The sequence below is a fragment of the Sediminimonas sp. genome, assembly GCF_024637375.1.
Taxonomy (GTDB): Bacteria; Pseudomonadota; Alphaproteobacteria; order Rhodobacterales; family Rhodobacteraceae; genus Sediminimonas.
In genome coordinates this window covers 1-18,513 of the sequence record NZ_JAGXFK010000031.1, presented here as the reverse complement: position 1 = coordinate 18,513, position 18,513 = coordinate 1, and the positions used below count along the sequence as shown (strand labels likewise).

Here is an 18,513-nt window from a genome sequence, read left to right as displayed (position 1 = left end):
GAACCCGGGATCGACCACCGACGACCCGCTTCGGAACGTCACCGAGTCAGGCAGAACGACGCGGAGCTGATTGTCGGTGAGAGTGACATCGGCGCCGGTGCCCGCGAGCGACTGGCGCAATTCGCGCTGCTGCGCCTCCATCCGCGCACCGATCGCCCCGCCGACCGCGGCCCCAACGGCGCCGCCTATCAGCGTTCCCTTGGTATCTCCGCCGATAGCCTGTCCGGCCGCTGCCCCGGTCAGCCCGCCGATCACGGCGCCGGTTCCGGGCCGATTTGCCGTCCCGTCCTGGTAGGTGCAGCCCGCAAGCGTCACCGAAGCGACGGAAACGGCAATAGCGATTTTCATTTTATGGGTACCCATCTTATGAATCCTTTCATTAGGAATCCGCAAGGCACATGCCAAGCGGTCTTCTTCTGGAACTGAATGGACAATGACATCGTTCACGATCGGGCGTGCTGATCTGCGTTAGTCCCTTCATGACGGTCCGAAAGCCTGACGTGGACCGACCCGGTCAGGAACAATGCGCGCATCAACCGCTTGAAAATCAACTTCCTGCAACTGGCCGGGTGTGGGGCCGGGCTTGGTACGGCCGGGCGCCAGTCCCGCGGCAGGTGATACCTACCCCGACGCCGGCCGCGGCGCCGCGAGCTATTTTCGGGCACCGCTGCGCTCGGGCCCCTGCATGACCGAGAGGGTCCGCGCCAGGTCCGCGCGGGTGAACGGCTTGCACAGGTGAGTGTCGAACCCCGCGATGACATATTCGGCGATCTGGTGCGCCATCGCATGCGCGGTCACCGCGACAACGGGCACCCGGTCGGCTTGTCCGCATGACTTTTCCGCCTCGCGGATTTCGGCCAGCGCGGTCACGCCATCCTTCAGCGGCATCGAGATATCCATCAGGATCAGGTCGAACTTGCCGTCGTGTGCCGCCTGCACGGCCTCGACACCGTCATTGACCAGCATGCTCTCGGCACCCATGGAGTCCAGCATCGCCGCCATCAACTCGCGGTTGGTCGGGTTGTCGTCGGCCACCAGAATGCGATGCCCTTCGAACCTGTGGGGCGCTTGCGCCCCCGCCATCGGGTCGGGCTTGTCATCCTGGTTCGCGGCTATCGGCAGCGGCAGTGTCACGGTGATGATCGTGCCCTCGCCCGGCGTGCTGCTGACATCGACCTTGCCATCCATCAAGGTCACCATCTGGCGCATGATCGACATGCCCAGCCCGGTGCCCCCGAACCGCCGCGCGATCGAGCTGTCGGCCTGCACGAAATCATCGAACACCTGATCGATCTGCTCGGGCGTCATGCCGATACCAGTGTCTTCGACCGTGATCTTCAGCGGCTGATCCTTGCGCGCCAGAACCATCAGGTTGACCGACCCCTTTTCGGTGAACTTGATCGCGTTGCTCAGAAGGTTATGCAGAACCTGCTGCACGCGGTGGCTGTCGCCCATGCGCGGCTGGTCGCAACCCGATCCGATCATCACCTCGAATGACAGGCCCTTTTCCTCGGCCCTCAGCAGATGGATATCTTCCAGCCGCCGCAGTATCTCGTCGATACGGAACGGCGCGTTTTCCAGGGTCAGGCGCCCCGCCTCGATCTTGGCCATGTCCAGCAGGTCGTTGATGATGTTCAGAAGGCTCTCCCCGGACCTTCGGATCGTGTGGATCATGCGCAGCTTGTCGGGATCCTCGATATGAGATTCAAGAAGTTCCGCCATGCCAAGAACACCGTTCAGCGGCGTGCGAATCTCATGGCTCATGTTGGCCAGGAACTGCGACTTGCTGCGATTGGCGGCCTGCGCGCGTTTCATCGCCTCGACCAGTTCGGTCACATTGTCACCGATGCCGCGATACCCGGCGAAATTTCCGTCGCGGTCATAGAACGGCGCGCCCGAGGTCCTGAGCCATATGTCCGGATGCTCCCCGTCGCCGGGCACCATGTAGGTGAAATCCCGAAACGGCTCGCGTGCCGCGACCTTGCGCGCCAATTCCTCCCAGTCGGCGGCGTCCCCGGCAGCCTGGTCGCCGCCCAGAACCTCGGCGCGCGTCTTGCCGACCACCATCTCCGGCTTGAGATGGATACACCGTTTGAGGTTGTCCGAAAGATAGGTAAAGCGCAGATCGCTGTCCTGCTCCCAATACCAGACGTTCGAAACGTTGGTGACGTCGAAAAACCGCTGTTGCGCATCATCGCGTTCGGCGCTGGTGTCCTCGATCCGCCTCATCGCCGCGCGCAGGGCCTCTTCGCGCGCTTTCTGCTCGCTGATATCCAGGTGTATCCCCGAAATCCGAACCGGCCGTCCATCCCTGTCCCGGCGCGCGACGCGCCCGCGGCTGAACACCCACACGTAATGCCCGTCCTTGTGGCGTATCCGCGCCTCCCGTTCGAACACTTCGGCGCCGCCCGCGAACGAGGTAACCTGATCGTCAAACCCGGTCAGGTCATCGGGATGCAGCAAGTCACGAAAGCCGTCGATATCGAGCGGCTCAAGCTCTGCACGCTCATAGCCCAGCATCTCTGCCCAGCGGTCGTTGATGTGGTTCATGCGGGTGTGGACATCCACCTCGAAGGTTCCCAGTTGCGCCGCCTCTATGATGTCGGCCAGCCGCTCTTTCGCCTCGTTGATCTCTGCCCCTTGCTCGACCTCTTTCTGCCTGTGGTCCCGAAGATCGCAGACGAAGCACCACAGCGACTGCCGCCCATCGCTGTCCGGCCATGCCTTGCCGCGCACTTCAACCGCAAGCGGCGCGCCCTTGGCATCCATGAATGTCATCTCGAACGGCCCGATGGCCTCGGCCGACGCGATTTCCGGGACCATGCCGCCATAGGACATCTCGCTTGCACGCGCATCCAGAAGGTCGTCAAAGCGCATGGCTTGCAGATCGGACAAGGTGAAACCGCTGAGATCCTGCATCGCGGCGTTGGCATGCTTGATCTTTCCGCTTTCGAAATCGACTTGAATTACCCCGTTTGGCGCCATGTCGAACATTTCGCGGAATGCATCTTCGTGATCCTGGTTCCGCGGGCCAGCGACGGTGTCGCTTCGGCCGAACGTGTCAGTTCTACTCACTTGCAGCCTTTCATACGGTGGGTCGCTGCGCTCCTAACATGTGTTGTAGATATATCAATGATGCCTGCGCGTAATCCGGGCATTGCTGAGCAGGAAACAGCCGACAGTTAGACTGTCCGTTTCTTTCGGCCCTTGCCTTCCGCATCCTGAAGGCCCTTGCGGGATCAACGGTTATTCCGTTGATTCCCGGCACCCGCCCGCGGGCTTGGGTGCCTGCGCGCAGGCACCCGCAGCAAGAGCGGCGCCAACGATGCGCGGCCCGAGACAGATTGCTCGGACCGCTCCTCATGCTCAGAACCTCATGGTCGCCCGGCGCGGCAGGCGCCCCGCTGTCCGGTCTACATCGCCGCCTTGAAAAGGGCCTCCAGGTTCGTCTCGGTCAGCTCGACCGGGTTGCCGCCGCAGGACGGATCCCTGATCGCGGCCCTGACCAGTTCGGGGATCGCATCCTCGGTCACGCCAAGCCCGGCAAGGCCCCCGGGCACGCCCAGGCTGTCGTTGAACCGATCCACGAAGGCGCGAAAGCCTGTAAAGCCGCCCTCGATGCCCAGATAGCCCGCAGCGCGGTCGAAACGCTCTGAAATCACCGGCGCGTTGAAGTCCAGCACCGCGGGCATGCAGACGGCATTGGTGGTGCCGTGATGGGTGTTGAAATGCGCGCCGATGGGGTGGCTCATGGCGTGGATGGCACCCAGCCCCTTTTGAAACGCGGTAGAGCCCATGGCCCCCGCGCTCATCATATGGGCGCGCGCCTCGATGTCGCTGCCATCGGCGTAGACACGCGGCAGGTTCTCGATCACCAGCCGCATCCCTTCCAGCGCGATGCCCTGGCTCATCGGATGGTAATGGGGCGACGAAAACGCCTCGACGCAATGCGCAAAGGCATCAAGCCCGGTGCCGGCGGTGATCGGTTTGGGCATGCCCACCGTCAGTTCAGGGTCGCAGATCACCGCGGCAGGCAGCATCTTGGGGTGAAAGATGATCTTCTTCTCATGGGTCGCGGAATTGGTCAGTACGCCCGCGCGCCCCACTTCCGAGCCGGTTCCCGCGGTGGTGGGAACGGCGACGATGGGGGCAATGGCATCGGCATCGGCGCGGGTCCACCAATCGCCTACATCCTCGAAATCCCACACCGGCCGCGTCTGGCCGGCCATGAAGGCCACGCATTTGCCCAGGTCCAGCCCGGAGCCGCCGCCAAAGGCGATCACCCCGTCATGACCGCCGGCGTTGTAGGCGGCGACCCCGGCGGCAAGGTTGACCTCGTTGGGGTTGGGATCGACCTCGGAAAAAATCGCCGCCTCAAGCCCCGCCTTGCGCAGGATGTCAAGCGCCTGGGCGGTGATCGGCAGCGCCGCCAAGCCCCTGTCTGTGACCAACAGGGGCTTGGCAATGCCCGATTGCTTGCAGGCCTCGGCCAGTTCCGCAATGCGGCCCGCGCCGAAGCGGATGGCGGTGGGATAGGACCAGTTGGCGGTCAGTGTCATGTCGTGGCCTTCTTGAGATGGTAGGATTTCGGGCGGGTCAGGTTGTGATAGCCGATGACCGACAGCGCCCCGCCACGCCCGGTGCTTTTGCAGCCGGTCCAGCACAGCGCCGGATCAAGGTAATCGGCGCGGTTCATGAAGACCGTGCCGGTCTCGATGGCGTCACCCACCTTCGCCGCGCGCGCCTCGTCGCGCGTCCAGATCGAGGCGGTGAGGCCGAAGGGGCTGTCATTCATCAGCTCGATCGCCTCTGCATCGTCGCGCACCGGCATGATACCGACCACCGGGCCAAAGCTTTCGTCGCGCATCACGCGCATGTCGTGGGTGACACCGGTCAGGATTTGCGGGGTGAGATATGTGCCGCCATCATCCTGCGGGAAGGTGTCGATATGCGCGGTTGCGCCGGCCGCGATCGCCTCGGAAATCTGCGCACGCACCTCGCGCGCAAACCGCGCGTTGGCCATCGGGCCAAGCGTTGTCTCGGCATCCAGCGGGTCGCCCAGCTTGTAGCCTTTGACGATCTCGACCGCCTTGGCGACGAATGCGTCAAACAGGCTTTCATGGACATAGATGCGCTCGATCCCGCAGCAGCACTGCCCGGAATTGAACATCGCCGCGTCGATCAGCCCGGCCACGGCGGCATCGAGATCGGCATCTTCCATCGCATAGCCCGGGTCCTTGCCCCCCAGTTCCAGCCCCATCCCGGTAAAGGTGCCCGCGGCGGCGCGTTCCATCGCCTGCCCGCCGCCGACCGAGCCGGTGAAGTTGACGAAATCGAACAGCCCCTCGGAGATCAGTGTCGACGTGGTGTCGTGGTCGAGAAAGACGTTTCGGAACACGGCCTCCGGCACCCCCGCCGCGTGGAAGGCCCGCGCCATGCGCTCGCCCACCAGAAGGGTCTGCGTGGCGTGTTTGAGCACCACGGCGTTGCCGGCGATCAGCGCCGGGGCGACCGTGTTGATCGCCGTCATGTAAGGGTAGTTCCACGGCGCCACGACGAACACCACGCCATGCGGCACGCGCTTGATATAGCGGTGGAAATCGCCATCGTTGGCGATCTCGACATCGGCGAGGCCCTCCTGCGCGATCTCGGCCATGTAAGAGGCGCGCTCGTTGAAGCCGCCGAATTCGCCGCCGTAGCGCACCGGGCGGCCCATCATGTGCGCAAGCTCCGGCACGATCTCGTCATTCATCGCGCCCACGGCTTCGACCCCGGCCATCACCAGCCGGGTCCGCTCTTGCAGGGGGCGCGCGGCCCAGTCGGCCTGTGCGGCGCGGGTCTCGGCGATGGCGGCACGGGCGTCGTCCACGCTCAGCGTCTCGCGGGTGGCGAAAACCGATCCGTCGATCGGCGATATGCAGGTGAGTGTTGTCATTCGGTCCTCTGTGGTTTTTGGATCAGGCGCGCTCGAAACCGCGCTGAACTTCGTAATCGGTCACGGCGCGGTCGAAATCCTCCTGCTCGACCTCGGCCGCGCGGGTGTAGTGATCGACCACCCCGTCGCCCAGGGCGCGGCGCAGCATCGCCGAGTTGCGGAAGGTCTGCATGGCCATGCTCAGGGTGTGCGGCACGTCCGGCACCTCTGCCATGCTGTAAAGATCGCCCCGGGCAGGTTCGGGAAGGTCCAGTTCCTCCTCGATCCCGGCAAGACCAGCCGCAAGCTGTGCTGCACAGGCCAGATAGGGGTTCATGTCAGAGCCGGGGATGCGGCACTCGATGCGCACGCCCTTGGTCCCCTCCCCCACAAGGCGGAACCCGGCGGTGCGGTTGTCGATCGACCACGCGGTCTTGGTGGGTGCGAAGGTGCCCGGCACGAAGCGCTTGTAGCTGTTGATGTAGGGGGCCATCAGAAGCATGCAGTCGGGCGCGTATTTCAAAAGACCGGCCACGTAGTTCCGCATCACCCCCGACATGGAATAGGGCGCGTCCGCGTCGTGAAACACGTTCCCGTCCGCGTTGAACAGCGACTGGTGGATATGCGCGGCACTGCCCACCTTGTCGGCGTGCCATTTCGGCAGGAAGGTCGCGGCATGGCCCTTTTGCTCCGCGATCTCCTTGACCGCGTGCTTGGCGAGCGTGTGTCGGTCGCAGGCGGCGAGCGCATCACCGTAGCGGATATTCAGCTCTTCCTGACCGATCTCGGCCTCGCCCTTGGTGTTTTCCACCGGAATGCCCATGGCATAAAGCGCGTTGCGCACCGGGCGCATGACGTGTTCATCGCGCGTGGTGAACTGGATCGAATAATCCTGATTGTATTTCACCAGCGGGGTCAAATCGCGGTAACCGCTGGCGCGGATGTCGTCGTAAGAGTGCTGGAAAAGGAAGAATTCCAGCTCGGTCGCCATCATCGGTGTGAGCCCCATGGCCGCCGCGCGTTCCAACTGCGCCTTGAGTATCTGACGCGGCGAATGCGGGACCGGGGCGTGGCTGTGATGGTCGAGGAAGTCGCACAATACGAGGGCGGTGCCCTCCAGCCACGGCACCGGGCAGAGCGTCGCCAGATCGGGCTTCATCGTGTAATCGCCGTATCCCGACGCCCAGCTTGTCGCGGCATAGCCGTCGGGCGTGGCCATCTCCAGGTCGGTAGCCAGCAGGTAATTGCAGCAATGCGTCTCCTCGAACCCGGCCTCCAGGAAATTCGAGACGTGGAACCGCTTGCCCGTCAGGCGGCCCTGCATATCCACGGCGCAGGCCAGCACCGTGTCGATCTCGCCGCTCGCGGCCTTGGCTTTCAGCGCATCCAGTGTCAGGGCTGTCATGGTCTTTCGCTCCGTTCAGGCTTGGGAAAAGGGGGCCTGTGACAGGCCCCCTTCTGTGTTCGGCGGATGCCCCGCTCAGGTATAGCGGTAGGGGCGCCCGGCCTTTTCCATATCGGCATTGTACTGCTTGAAGATCTCGACGACCTTGCGCTTGGTCTCGGATTGCTCCGCGATCTCGTTCCAGAACTCGCGCGCGGCGGTTTCCACCGTCGCCCATTCCGCATCCGGGATCGTCGTCAGTTCCATCTTTTCACCGTGCACGCGCAGCCGCGCCTCACCGCCCCAGTACCACCACTGGCGGTAGTAGTGCGACTGCTCCATGCAGGTGGCGAGAAGCAGCTTCAGATCATCGGGCAGCTCTTCCCAACGGCCCATGTTGGCAAAGAAATGGCCAACCCATGCGCCCGAGATGTTGTTGGTCAGGAAGTAGTTGGTCACATCGGCCCAGCCCACCGTGTAGTCCTCGGTGATGCCCGACCAGGCGATGCCGTCAAGCTCCCCGGTCTGAACGGCGACCTCGATATCCTCCCACGGCAGGGTGACCGGCACGACGCCGAACTGGGACAGAAAGCGGCCGGCAGTCGGGAAGGTGAAGACCCGCTTGCCCTTGAGGTCCTCAAGGCTGTGGATCGGATCCTTGGTGGCGAAATGGCACGGGTCCCAGGACCCGGCGCTGATATGCTTGACGCCGACCTTGGCGTATTCTTCCTTCCAGATATCATCCAGCCCGTACTGGTTGAACAGCACCGGCACGTCGAGCGAGTAGCGCGAGCCAAAGGGGAAATAGCCGCCGAAGACGGTTACTTCGGTGGGGCTGGCCATGCTGTCATCGTCGGATTGCACGGCGTCGATGGTGCCGCGCTGCAGGGCGCGGAACAACTCGCCCGTCGGCACAAGCTGATCGGCATAGAACAGCTCGATCTGCATGCGGTCGCCGGCGATCATGTTGAACCTGTCGATCGCGGGTTTCACCACATGCTCGGCCAGTGCCGCCCCGGCATAGGTCTGCATCCGCCAGGTGATGGTGGATTGCGCCAGCGCGGGCGTGGCGAGGGGCGCGGCAACGGCCCCGGCCCCGGCGGCTTTCAGGAACTTGCGTCTTGTCGTGGTCATCGTCTTTCTCCTTGTTGCAATGATGGCCCCTTCCTCAGGGCTCTTGTGGGGTTATTTTCCATAAACGTATTCCGGCAGCCAAAGCGCGATCTGCGGAAATATCATTACCAGCGCCAGCGCCACCACCATCACGCCGACGAAGGGCACGATGGAACGGTAGATGTCGCGCAGCCCGATCTCGGGCGGGGCCATCGCGCGCATCAGAAACAGGTTATACCCGAACGGCGGCGTCATGTAGGCGATCTGCGTGGTGATCGTGTAAAGCACACCATACCATATCAGATCAAAGCCGAGCGCACCCACGAGCGGTACATAAAGCGGCGCCACGATCACAAGCATCGCGGTGTCGTCCAGGAACGTGCCCATCAGGATGAAGCTGAGCTGCATCAGGATCAGGATCATCCAGGGGCTGAGATCGAGCGTCTCGGTAAACAGCCCCTCGATGGCGTTGACCGCCCCAAGCCCGTCGAAGATCGCGCCAAAGCCGAGCGCGGCAAGGATGATCCACATGAACATGCACGAGATCGCCAGCGTACTGCGCACCGAGTTTTCGAACACCTCGCGCGTCATCCGGCCCTTGAGCACCGCGGCCAGGAACGCCGCGATCGCGCCGATGGCAGAGCTTTCGACCAGCGATGTCCAGCCCTTGACGAACGGCACCATCATCACCGCGAAGATCACCAGCGGCAGGACGCCCGCGCGCAACAGGCGCAGCTTTTCGGCCAGCGACACGTTGCGCTCGTCTTCGGGCAGGACCGGGCCGAGGCTTGGCTGAAGGCGGCAGCGGACATAGATGTAGAGGATGAAGAGCGAGGCCATCAAAAGCCCCGGAAGGACGCCTGCCAGCCACAATTGCCCCACCGGTTGCCGCGCGATCATCGCGTAGAGCACCAGCACCACCGAGGGTGGCACCAGGATGCCGAGGGATGACCCCGCCTGGATCACCCCCGTCACCATGATCTTGTCATAGCCGCGTTTCAGCAGTTCGGGCAGCGCGATGGTCGCCCCGATCGCCATGCCCGCCACTGAAAGCCCATTCATCGCCGAAATGAGCACCATCAACCCGATGGTGCCGATCGCCAGCCCGCCGCGCACCGGCCCCATCCAGACGTGAAACATCTTGTACAGGTCGTCGGCGATGCGCGATTCAGACAGCACATAGCCCATGAAGATGAACATCGGCAGGGTCAGGAGCGGATACCATTTCATCAGCTTCATCGCCGCCGAGAACGGGATTTCAACCCCGCCGGTGCCCCACAAAAGCACCCCGGCCAGCGCCCCGACAAAGCCGATGGCGCCGAACACCCGCTGCCCGGTCATCAGCATCAGCATCATGCCGGCGAACATGATCAGTGCGATCATATCATATGACATCGGGCGCGCCCTTCCTCAGTCGCTCCAGATCGCGGAAGAACTCCGCGACGCATTGCAGGATCATCAGGAAAACACCCACGCACAGCAGCACCTTGATCGGCCAGAGCTGCGGGCGCCAGGCGGTGGGGCTGCGTTCGAGAAACCCAATCTTGTCCTCTGCGGCGGCGGGCCCCTGGGTGACCAGGGTCACGAACAGATCACCGAAGAAGGCGAACGGTTCCATTCCGAAATAGCCCAGCGAATAGGCGGTGGAACTGACCGCGCCGATGAACAGCACGCCGAGGTAAAACAGCAGAAAGCAGATCGTGACGGCATCGGCCCACGCCTTGGTGCGCGGTGACCAGTCGCCATAGAAAAGGTCCATCCGCACGTTCGATCCCAACTGTATCGAATAGGGACCGCCCAGCACGAAATAGGCCACCATGACGAATTGTGCGGTCTCCAGCGTCCACTGCACGGGGGTAAAGACGGTCTTGGAGATAGATGACCACAGCAACACCCCCATCAGCACGAAAACCAGATACATCGTGATCCGCCCGATGAACCGGTTCATCCGGTCGATAGCGCGGATATAAGCCTGCATCGCGTTATCCATCGTGCACCTCCGAACGGGCGACTCCGAACAGTGCAGGGACCAAAAGCGCAAGCAACTCTTGCGCGATGGCGTCCTGTTCGGCGGCGGTGGTGATCAGGTCGTTGCGAATCTCGATCATGACATTGGGCAAGCCCCTGGCCAAGCCGTGCCGCTGCAGCGTGTGGGTCACACCATCGGCGGGGCCATAGGGCGCGTTGCGTTCGGTCCGGCGGGTCGCGATTCCTTCTGCCCGCGCCAGCATCGCATCGGCAAGGCGGCTGTCGTCGTCATGCAGAAGCCCGATTTCCACGGCGCGGGGCTGGCCGAACCAGGTGGGCGTGAAACTGTGCACCGTGACAAGTGCAAACGGTGTTTTCACCCTGCTTCGCCGGTCCAACAGGCCCTCAAGCGCGTTGATGAATGGCTCGTAGACGGCCTGCACCCGCGCGGCGCGATCCGCCGACCCCAACCCGGCATTACCCGGCACCTCTATGTCCTCGGTCTGCTGCGGTACGGCGCTTGCAGCATCGGGCGGGCGGTTGCAGTCGTAGACCAGCCGCGAGACGCGCCCCGCGATCATGGGCGCGTCCAACACCCGCGACAGGCGCCGTGCCACCGCCTCGGCGCCCGGGTCCCAGGCCGCGTGGCTTTCAAGTGCCGCAGGCTCAAGACCCAGCCCACGGTACCGTGCGGGGATGTGATTCGAGGCGTGTTCGCAGACGATGACGGCCGGCCCGGCGCCGTCGTCATTGAGTATTTCAAAGGGCACGTCGCTGCTTTCGACCATATTTCTCACCGTTGTTGGAAAAAGCTTTCCACGCCAAAAGTTTTTCGTCAATATCTTTCCAGAACTGCGATGCAAGAGATCGGGCACGCCCCTTCGCGCCCTCATACTTGCTCAAAAATTCGCCGCAAGAGGCCAACTCGTGACCGACGATCAGCCTACCGACCCAGCCGCAGCTATCGCCGCAGCCGCAGCCGCAGCCGCAGCCGCGCCGACGGTGCGGCAACTCATTCAACGGCACCACCAGGACCTGACCCAGTCGGAACGCAAGTTCGCCAACGCGCTGGTCGAGGATTACCCCAATGCCGGGCTGACCTCGATAACCGCTGCGGCCAAGGGCGCGGGGGTGTCCACGCCGGTGGTGGCGCGAATGGTGCAGAAACTGGGGTTCAAGGGATATCCGCAGTTTCACCAGGCGCTTTTGCAGGAGTTGCAGGCCAAGGTTTCCGGCCCGACCGAACGGCGTGCCGTCTGGGCCGCCGAGGCGCCGGATTCGCATATGCTGAACCGGTTCGCCGGGGCGGTGACACAGAACCTTGCCCAGACATTCGCCAATATCGACAGCGTGCGATTCGATGACGCCGCGCGGCTGCTGGCCAGCGATGCGGGGCTTTACATCGTCGGCGGGCGGATCACGCGATCGCTGGCCGAATATGCCTTCACCCATTTCCAGGCGATCCGCCCGAGGGTCACGCATCTGACCTCGTCACCCGCCACCTGGCCGCACTACGTGCTCGATATGGTTGCCGGCGACGCGCTGTTGATCTTCGATATGCGCCGCTACGAGGAAAACCTGCTGCGGCTGGCCGAAATCGCGGCGGGGCGCGGGGTGCGGCTGATCCTGATCACCGATCAATGGGCGAGCCCGGTCGCCGGTTGGGCCGAGGCGACGTTTCACTGCTGGGGCGAAATCCCCTCGGCGTGGGATTCGAACATCGCCACGCTGTCGCTGATCGAGGCGCTGATCGTTGCCACGCAGGAGGAACGCTGGCCCGAGGCCCGCGACCGGTTCGAGCGGCTCGATCACCTGTTCGAAATGACGCGCCTGTTTCGCAAGCCCTGACCTCGTCTGCCGGGCAAGCGAAAGGTTGGGCAGATCGCTCACGGCGCGGTCCGTTCAGGCGGCATGTATCAGACGGCGCAGGGCGCGCACGGCACTGTCGGGGGTGGTCACGACGGGGCAGTCGACATGCGGCTCCAGAACGCGTGCCGCCCGGGCAAGGCTGAACTGTCCCAATACGACAGCGTCCTGCGCCCCCATGCCCGCGCAGGCGCGGCGCACGGCGTCGTCGTGCCCCGCGCCGTCACCCGCCTTCAAAGCCCCGAGCGCGCCCTTGGCGAGGATCGGCGTGATCTCGACGGACCGGCCGCGCGCGGCGGCCATTTCCTCCATCTCGCGGGTCAGCGCCGGCAGTGAGGGCGGAAAGGTCACGACCAGCGCGATGCGCTGGCCGAGCTCCAGCGCATCGGCAAAGGCGGCCTCGTTGGGGCGCATCACGGGGATCGGCAGGTCTGCCCTGACCGCGTCGATGGCCGGGCCGAAAGCCGAGCAGGTAAAGAGAACCGCGCGCGTGTCATGATGCCCGGTACCGCGCGCGGCATAGCGGCCCAGCGTCACGAAGCGGTTGATCATCGCCTGGTCCAGCCCGCCCGCCGCGGCCAGGTCGGCCGATAGCGAGGCGTCAAGAATATCCGCCGTTTGCGCCTGGGGCCAGAGCCGGGCAAAGGCATCGCGGATGGGCGCCACGGAATCCTCAAGCGCATGGATCAGCGCGATGCGGGGGGATTTGGCCTCGGCCCCGGTTTCAGACATGGGGCGCCTCCTTGCGGGCACGCAGGACCGCGATCAAGGCCTTGTCGCGGGTGGATTCCAGTTCGGCGATACCGCGGCCGGCGGCTTCGCGTTCGACCCCGGCGACCAGCGCCTGCTGCACGTCCTGCGTAAGCGACGGCGTCCCGAGCGCGGCCCAGCGGCGCGCCTGGCTGGGCCCCAGGTGGGAAAGATACCCGGCCATGCCACCCGCGCCGCCGCCCAGATGATAGGCCATGTGCGCGCCGAGAACCGACCACCGAAGGCCCGGCCCGTTGACCAGCGCTGCATCTATCGCCTCGACATCCGCGATACCGTCCTGAACCATGAACACCGCCTCGCGCCAGAGCGCCGAGGCGAGCCGATTGGCGATATGTCCCGTGACATCCTTGTTCAGCCGCACCGGCACCCGCCCGGCGGCACGATAGATCGCCTCGGCGCGTTCGATTCGCGCGGGATCGGTGCCGTATATTTCGACCAGCGGAACAAGATGCGGCGGGTTGAACGGGTGCGCCGTGATCAGCCGTGACGGATCGCGCAACCCGGGGCCGAGATCGGACCATGTCAGCGCCGATGTCGACGAGGCCAGAACCGCCCCGGCCCCCATCAGCGGCTCGACTTCGGCAAAGAGTGCGTGTTTGACGGCAATGGTCTCAGGCGCGTTTTCCTGGACCAGATCGGCGCCGGTGACCGCCTCGGCCAGTGTATCGCACACGCTCAGCGTGCCGCGCGGGCCGGCGTCGGGCGCCACATCGTCCAGTTGTGCCAACGGGGTGGCCATGCGCGCTTTCACCCCGGCGCGCGCCTCGGGCGCCGGGTCCCATACGCGCACGTTGGCACCGTGATGCTGGAACAGCGCCGCCCAGGCCGCGCCGATCAGACCGACGCCCAGAATGGCAACCTGCGATGTGGTCTCTGTCTGTTTCATGTCACTCGCTTGCGTTATGCGATCGCAGACTTGCATGGCACCGAACCGGCGCGCAAGGCAAATTCATCTCTTCTTTATGGTGTTTTATCGTCCACATATCCCGATGACATACCCCGCATTGATCTGTTGTTGATTTTTGCGATCACAAAATATAGGTGCAATCACCAACCATCGAGGAGAGGCGGATGAACCGTGACCCAAAGACCTGCGCGATCGTGACCGGCGCCACATCGGGCATTGGCACGGCCATTGCACGGGCGCTGGCCGCGCAGGGCCGCGCGCTGATCCTGGTCGGACGGCGGCAAGCCGAGGGCGACGCCCTGGCCGAAAGCCTGAATGCCGATGGCACCCCTGCCCGCTTCGTGCCTGCCGATTTGTCTGACCGCACGGCCCCGGAGGCCGTCGTGCAGGCCGCGCTGAGCACATTCGGCCGGCTGGACGTGCTGATCAACAATGCCGGCCTGCTGTTTCATGGCAAGGCCGAGGATACCACCGACGCCGACTGGGATCGCATCATGGATGTCAACCTTGGCGCTGTCTTCCGCCTCTCGCGGGCAGCGATGCCCGCCCTGAGGGCGCAGCCGGGCGGGACGATCGTGAACATCGCCTCCGACTGGGCGCTGGTCGGGGCCCGCGAGGCCGTTGCCTATGGGGTGTCCAAGGCGGCAGTCGCACAACTGACGCGCAGCATGGCGCTGGATCACGCGGCCGAAGGCATTCGCATCAACGCCGTCTGCCCCGGCGATACCGACACGCCGATGCTCGCCACCGGGCTGACCGGGGCGGAACGGGCCGCAAGGGTTGCCGAGCTTGGGGCGGAAATCCCGATGGGTCGGATCGGCAGCCCGGAAGACGTCGCGCGCGTCACGGCATTCCTTGTGTCGGACGCGGCGGGATACATGACCGGGACGCTGATCCCGGTAGATGGCGGCGCGACCGCCGACTGACACAAGGAACGGAATATGGGCGATGTTCACGGCAACCAGATGGGCGGAATGTGGCGGGGCCGCGACAGCCGCTGCTGGCCCGGTCCGCAGACGAAAGCCTCTTGACCAAGACGGATACGCAGGCAGGGGAGGTGCCGATGAACCCGCAAGCCCCTATCGGCCTTGGCGCCATCGGGACGCAGCCCCTGCACCAGGTCGTCTACGAAAAGCTGCGCCACGCGCTGATGTCGGGCCAGATCGAATCGGGGCGCAAGCTGACCTCGCGCAAGCTGGCGCGCGAACTGGGCACCAGTGACATGCCGGTGCGTTCGGCGCTGTTGCGGTTGCAGGCCTTGCGCGCCCTCGATCAGTTGGCCAACGGGTCCATGATCCTGCCTGCCATGACGCGCGAGCGGTTCTCGGATTTGATGACCACGCGCCTGATTTGCGAACCGGCGGCGGTGCGGCAGGCGGTCACGGGGCTGAACAGGGCCGGGCTGCTGAAGCTGCGGCAGGCCGCCATCGCCCTGACCGCCGCCGCCGAGGATCATGATATCGACGCCTACCTGCGGTATAACCACGACTTCAAGTTCGGCATCTATTCGGCCTGCGGCTCGCCCTCTCTGCTCTTCCTGATCGAGACGCTGTGGCTCCAGGTCGGCCCTTTCCTGCGCCAGTTCAGCGGCCAGTTCAATAGCGGCCTGCGTGGAATCCTGGAGCTGGATTACCACGACGAGATCGTGAAACGGCTGGAAGACGGCGACGGCGACGGCGCCGCCGACCTTCTGGCGCGCGACATCCGGGAGGGGTGCGCCTTTTTGATGGAACACGGCCAGTTCGAACAGGGCCGCAACCGATATCTGTCAATCTCGCCCCACGCCCCCTGATGCCGTTTGAAGTGGGCGATCTCATAGGTGCGAAAGCAGCAGCAGCTCGGTGTCCGAATTCCGGGGGATATCTCAAGCCGATCCAGACCCTGTTTTCGAGAGGCTGCAGACCGCGTCGTTCTGCGGCGCTCTGTCGGCACCGGGCTGATCTGCGTTAAGGCGTGGCCCCACATGGCGCGGTAGGGTCGGGCTGTTTGCAATGGTATGGAGATTGAAATGAAACGGCTCGCACCATTCGGACTGGCGGCCCTCGCCAGTTTTGCCTTCATGGCGCCAGGGGCGGCCGCGGCCGCCGACCTCGCGCTGGTGATCGGCAATCAGGACTATCAAAATGCGCCGGACGCGGTAAGCGCCCGGGCGGACACCCGCGCCGTTGCCGATGCGCTTGCGGAGCACGGCTACGAAGTGACTCTGGGCACCGATCTCGACCGCGCCGAGATGCGCGGGCGCATCGCCGAATTCGCCGCCCGGCTTGACCGCGACGAGGCGGTTGACCGTGTCGTGGTGTTCTACTCCGGCCACACGCTCACGAGCGGCGGTATCAACTACCTGGCCCCGGTCGACCAGGGCAACGACACGCTGGTCGAGGTGATGATGGACGGCGTGCCGCTGGACCTCGTGCTCAGGCTGGCCGGGCAGGAGCCGGGTGAGGCCGTGGTGTTCATCGACGGCGCCCAGCTCAGCGGATTCACGGCGAAGGCGTTCGCCGAGCCGGGGCTGGCGGACATCGAGGCGCCCGATGGCGTGCTCGTGGTCTCGGCCGCCGCGCCGGACCGCGCCATCCCGCGCCGCTCCACGGGCCAGAGCGTCTTCGGCCGCCAGGTCGTCGACAGGTTCCTCGCACCGGGGGTCAGGGTCAGCACTGCGGCGCGCGATCTCAGGTCGCCCACCTGGGCGACCGGAGACACCGATTCCAGGCTTGTCCTCATGCCCGAGACCACGGGACGCGTCCGGGATCGGGTCGAGGCGGACACCCGCGAAGACCCGGATGCGGCGGCACCCGACCAGGGGGCGGCCGTCGAGCAACGGCTCGACCTTACCAAGGCGGAACGCCAGACGATACAGCAGAACCTGACCACGCTCGGCTACGACACGCGCGGCGTCGAGGGCATCTTCGGGCCGGGCACACGCTCGGCGCTCCGGCGCTGGCAGCGGGCCAACGACCTGCGCCAGACGGGTTATCTCACCAGCGCGCAAGTGGCGCTCCTGAACCAGCAGGCGGTCGCCAAGCGACCGGCCGACACCGACGAAGCCCAACCGACGCAACCGGACCCGGCCGACACCGAGGCGGCTCTCGAACTGAGCCGGGCCGACCGTCTTTCGATCGAGCAACGCCTGTCCGTCCTCGGCTTTGCGCCGGGCCAGCAAGACGGCAGCTTCGACGCCAGCACCCGGCGGGCGATCGCGAACTACCAGCGCAGCCGCGGTCACGGCGCGACCGGCTATCTCGATCGCCAGACGGTCACGGCAATCATGCAGGAGACGCGCGACGCAAGCGACGATATCGTCGAGGGAGCCGAAGCGCTGCTGAACATCCTGCGCAGCCTCGACAATTGACAAAACGCCCGGGCGCCGGTTCGCCGGCGCCCGGTAGCGTCACATCCGTTTCGGGGGGTGTCGGCCGGAAAGTACTCGGGAATGACCCCGGATGCCGCCGGCAGAATGCAAAGCGCCCCCGGGCCACCAATCAACAGGAGCACGTCATGAACAATATCATCTGGATCGTCGGAGCCGTCGTCATCGTCATCTTCATTCTCGGACTTCTCGGGCTGAGCTGAGGCTCCGTCCCCGGCCCGAGCAGGCATGTCTGACACCGCACCGGGCCGATGTAGAGAACCTTGCGCTGCCCTTGGGCAGCGCAGGCCGGACCGTCGCCGGGACGGTTCGGGCAAGCGGCTGTTTGCCGTCGCGTTTTGGCCCCCCTTCCCGTTGCTGGCAGCCCCGATGCTGGCAGCGCCCGAAGATTTCAACGCGCTGACTGCTGTAGATCAGCCCATCGTCCCGCGTTTCCTGCGATGGTGATATTCTCAATGGGGTTTCGATCAGCCCTGAACGCCACTTCGCAGCAAGGAGACTCCACGATGCCCGACCAGACAGACCATGCCGGAATGGCAGCCCTCTCGATCTGCGAGGCGCTTATACTCGCCATGAACGATCACAAGCTCCTGCCGGAGCAAGAGATCGTGGGGGTTCTCCAGGATGCCGAGGCGGCCCATGAGAATGCCATCGGCTCGAAGGCCGAAGAGCAAACACACCGGGCCGTGGCGGCACTCATCAACAAAATGATCTCTGGCGGTAATTCCGTTCGAAGACCGCAGGGCTGACATGCCCGATCACCAGGACATGCCGCATGGCAACGGCGGCCGAGGCGACGACGCCCAGCCTGCCGCGCGGGATGACAGACCGATTTCAATTACGCAGCAGTTGCAGGCCCGGCCGCCGCACTTCCCCGCTCCGAACGTGGCCACACGAGTTCGGCCCCACAAGACCAGGAGTTACCCAAAATGACAAAGGACATTCGCGCCGCCTTTTCCGTGTTTCAGCGGATCGTCCACGTTCTGGGCATTTGGACAATATGCCTTTCGGCCGTGGCCGCGCTTGCACTGACCGCTTTTTCGATTGCCGGGGTCATGCCTTGGCTTTCGCTGCCGATATCGTTCGGCAATGTCGCATTGCCGCAGGCCGGCAGGGGCATCCAGATCGCTGTAACCGCGTTGCTACTCATTCTTTGCGGTATTCTGCCCGGTTCGGCCCGGGTCATGGCCCTGGAGAATTCGCACCGGTCTTTTCACATGTCG

The 18,513-nt window shown here is 64.5% G+C and carries 16 protein-coding genes and 1 pseudogene; 6 read left to right on the top strand and 11 right to left on the bottom strand.

All coding sequences use genetic code 11. The annotated features are described in order from the left end of the window. The 9 genes from Q0L89_RS04275 to Q0L89_RS04235 form a co-directional block, all read right to left on the bottom strand. The coding region (locus Q0L89_RS04275; RefSeq protein WP_296762814.1) for a glycine zipper domain-containing protein at positions 1-447 on the bottom strand (447 nt) is incomplete at its 3' end. 204 nt (positions 448-651) lie between these two features. Continuing rightward, on the bottom strand, positions 652-3,075 hold the full coding sequence (locus Q0L89_RS04270; protein WP_296762813.1) for a hybrid sensor histidine kinase/response regulator: 2,424 nt from the start codon (positions 3,073-3,075) through the stop codon (positions 652-654). 338 nt (positions 3,076-3,413) lie between these two features. Then, positions 3,414-4,559, bottom strand: coding sequence for an iron-containing alcohol dehydrogenase (locus tag Q0L89_RS04265; RefSeq protein ID WP_296762811.1), 1,146 nt, complete (start codon positions 4,557-4,559; stop codon positions 3,414-3,416). Then, the gene (locus Q0L89_RS04260) at positions 4,556-5,935 is read right to left on the bottom strand and encodes an aldehyde dehydrogenase family protein (RefSeq protein WP_296762809.1); all 1,380 of its coding nucleotides are present in this window, start codon (positions 5,933-5,935) and stop codon (positions 4,556-4,558) included. Before Q0L89_RS04260 ends, Q0L89_RS04265 begins: the two co-directional genes overlap by 4 nt. Before the next feature lie 22 nt (positions 5,936-5,957). Continuing rightward, the gene (locus tag Q0L89_RS04255) at positions 5,958-7,319 is read right to left on the bottom strand and encodes a glutamine synthetase family protein (RefSeq protein WP_296762807.1); all 1,362 of its coding nucleotides are present in this window, start codon (positions 7,317-7,319) and stop codon (positions 5,958-5,960) included. Positions 7,320-7,394: 75 nt separating this feature from the next. Beyond that, positions 7,395-8,432 carry a TRAP transporter substrate-binding protein gene (locus Q0L89_RS04250; RefSeq protein WP_296762805.1) on the bottom strand — a complete coding sequence of 346 codons (1,038 nt, stop codon included), beginning with the start codon at positions 8,430-8,432 and terminating at the stop codon, positions 7,395-7,397. Between the two features lie 51 nt (positions 8,433-8,483). Continuing rightward, on the bottom strand, positions 8,484-9,806 hold the full coding sequence (locus Q0L89_RS04245; RefSeq protein WP_296762803.1) for a TRAP transporter large permease subunit: 1,323 nt from the start codon (positions 9,804-9,806) through the stop codon (positions 8,484-8,486). Continuing rightward, on the bottom strand, positions 9,796-10,401 hold the full coding sequence (locus Q0L89_RS04240; protein WP_296762801.1) for a TRAP transporter small permease subunit: 606 nt from the start codon (positions 10,399-10,401) through the stop codon (positions 9,796-9,798). Before Q0L89_RS04240 ends, Q0L89_RS04245 begins: the two co-directional genes overlap by 11 nt. After that, the gene (locus Q0L89_RS04235) at positions 10,394-11,167 is read right to left on the bottom strand and encodes an N-formylglutamate amidohydrolase (protein ID WP_296762799.1); all 774 of its coding nucleotides are present in this window, start codon (positions 11,165-11,167) and stop codon (positions 10,394-10,396) included. The genes Q0L89_RS04240 and Q0L89_RS04235 overlap by 8 nt, the downstream gene beginning before the upstream one ends. A 175-nt stretch (positions 11,168-11,342) precedes the next feature. Between Q0L89_RS04235 and Q0L89_RS04230 the strand changes: the two genes are divergently transcribed. Next, positions 11,343-12,227 (top strand): MurR/RpiR family transcriptional regulator, encoded by an 885-nt coding sequence (locus Q0L89_RS04230; protein ID WP_296762816.1) that lies wholly within the window; start codon positions 11,343-11,345, stop codon positions 12,225-12,227. Positions 12,228-12,281: 54 nt separating this feature from the next. On the opposite strand, the gene Q0L89_RS04225 is transcribed toward Q0L89_RS04230, so the two are convergent. Beyond that, the gene (locus Q0L89_RS04225) at positions 12,282-12,977 is read right to left on the bottom strand and encodes an aspartate/glutamate racemase family protein (RefSeq protein WP_296762798.1); all 696 of its coding nucleotides are present in this window, start codon (positions 12,975-12,977) and stop codon (positions 12,282-12,284) included. Further along, complete coding sequence (locus Q0L89_RS04220) at positions 12,970-13,902, bottom strand: 3-hydroxyacyl-CoA dehydrogenase NAD-binding domain-containing protein (RefSeq protein WP_296762797.1); 933 nt, start codon at positions 13,900-13,902, stop codon at positions 12,970-12,972. The genes Q0L89_RS04225 and Q0L89_RS04220 overlap by 8 nt, the downstream gene beginning before the upstream one ends. Before the next feature lie 185 nt (positions 13,903-14,087). On the opposite strand from Q0L89_RS04220, the gene Q0L89_RS04215 reads away from it, so the two are divergent. The 5 genes and pseudogenes from Q0L89_RS04215 to Q0L89_RS04195 form a co-directional block, all read left to right on the top strand. Continuing rightward, the gene (locus tag Q0L89_RS04215; protein WP_296762795.1) at positions 14,088-14,849 is read left to right on the top strand and encodes a glucose 1-dehydrogenase; all 762 of its coding nucleotides are present in this window, start codon (positions 14,088-14,090) and stop codon (positions 14,847-14,849) included. Positions 14,850-14,950: 101 nt separating this feature from the next. Next, complete coding sequence (locus Q0L89_RS04210) at positions 14,951-15,715, top strand: GntR family transcriptional regulator (protein WP_296762793.1); 765 nt, start codon at positions 14,951-14,953, stop codon at positions 15,713-15,715. 204 nt (positions 15,716-15,919) lie between these two features. Further along, positions 15,920-17,272, top strand: a complete 1,353-nt coding sequence (locus tag Q0L89_RS04205) for a peptidoglycan-binding protein (protein ID WP_296762791.1) — start codon at positions 15,920-15,922, stop codon at positions 17,270-17,272. A gap of 524 nt (positions 17,273-17,796) precedes the next feature. Then, positions 17,797-18,039 (top strand): hypothetical protein, encoded by a 243-nt coding sequence (locus Q0L89_RS04200; RefSeq protein ID WP_296762789.1) that lies wholly within the window; start codon positions 17,797-17,799, stop codon positions 18,037-18,039. Positions 18,040-18,219: 180 nt separating this feature from the next. Next, positions 18,220-18,513 (top strand): annotated as a pseudogene (locus tag Q0L89_RS04195) (DNA repair protein); the annotation flags it as partial.

Bases quoted from the DNA above. Each gene is read 5' to 3' on its own strand.
- Q0L89_RS04215 (WP_296762795.1), top strand. From the start codon at position 14,088: ATGAACCGTGACCCAAAGACCTGCGCGATCGTGACCGGCGCCACATCG.
- Q0L89_RS04200 (WP_296762789.1), top strand. From the start codon at position 17,797: ATGCCCGACCAGACAGACCATGCCGGAATGGCAGCCCTCTCGATCTGC.
- Q0L89_RS04220 (WP_296762797.1), bottom strand. From the start codon at position 13,902: ATGAAACAGACAGAGACCACATCGCAGGTTGCCATTCTGGGCGTCGGT.
- Q0L89_RS04245 (WP_296762803.1), bottom strand. From the start codon at position 9,806: ATGTCATATGATATGATCGCACTGATCATGTTCGCCGGCATGATGCTG.
- Q0L89_RS04235 (WP_296762799.1), bottom strand. From the start codon at position 11,167: ATGGTCGAAAGCAGCGACGTGCCCTTTGAAATACTCAATGACGACGGC.
- Q0L89_RS04205 (WP_296762791.1), top strand. From the start codon at position 15,920: ATGGAGATTGAAATGAAACGGCTCGCACCATTCGGACTGGCGGCCCTC.
- Q0L89_RS04240 (WP_296762801.1), bottom strand. From the start codon at position 10,401: ATGGATAACGCGATGCAGGCTTATATCCGCGCTATCGACCGGATGAAC.
- Q0L89_RS04250 (WP_296762805.1), bottom strand. From the start codon at position 8,432: ATGACCACGACAAGACGCAAGTTCCTGAAAGCCGCCGGGGCCGGGGCC.
- Q0L89_RS04255 (WP_296762807.1), bottom strand. From the start codon at position 7,319: ATGACAGCCCTGACACTGGATGCGCTGAAAGCCAAGGCCGCGAGCGGC.
- Q0L89_RS04225 (WP_296762798.1), bottom strand. From the start codon at position 12,977: ATGTCTGAAACCGGGGCCGAGGCCAAATCCCCCCGCATCGCGCTGATC.
- Q0L89_RS04260 (WP_296762809.1), bottom strand. From the start codon at position 5,935: ATGACAACACTCACCTGCATATCGCCGATCGACGGATCGGTTTTCGCC.
- Q0L89_RS04265 (WP_296762811.1), bottom strand. From the start codon at position 4,559: ATGACACTGACCGCCAACTGGTCCTATCCCACCGCCATCCGCTTCGGC.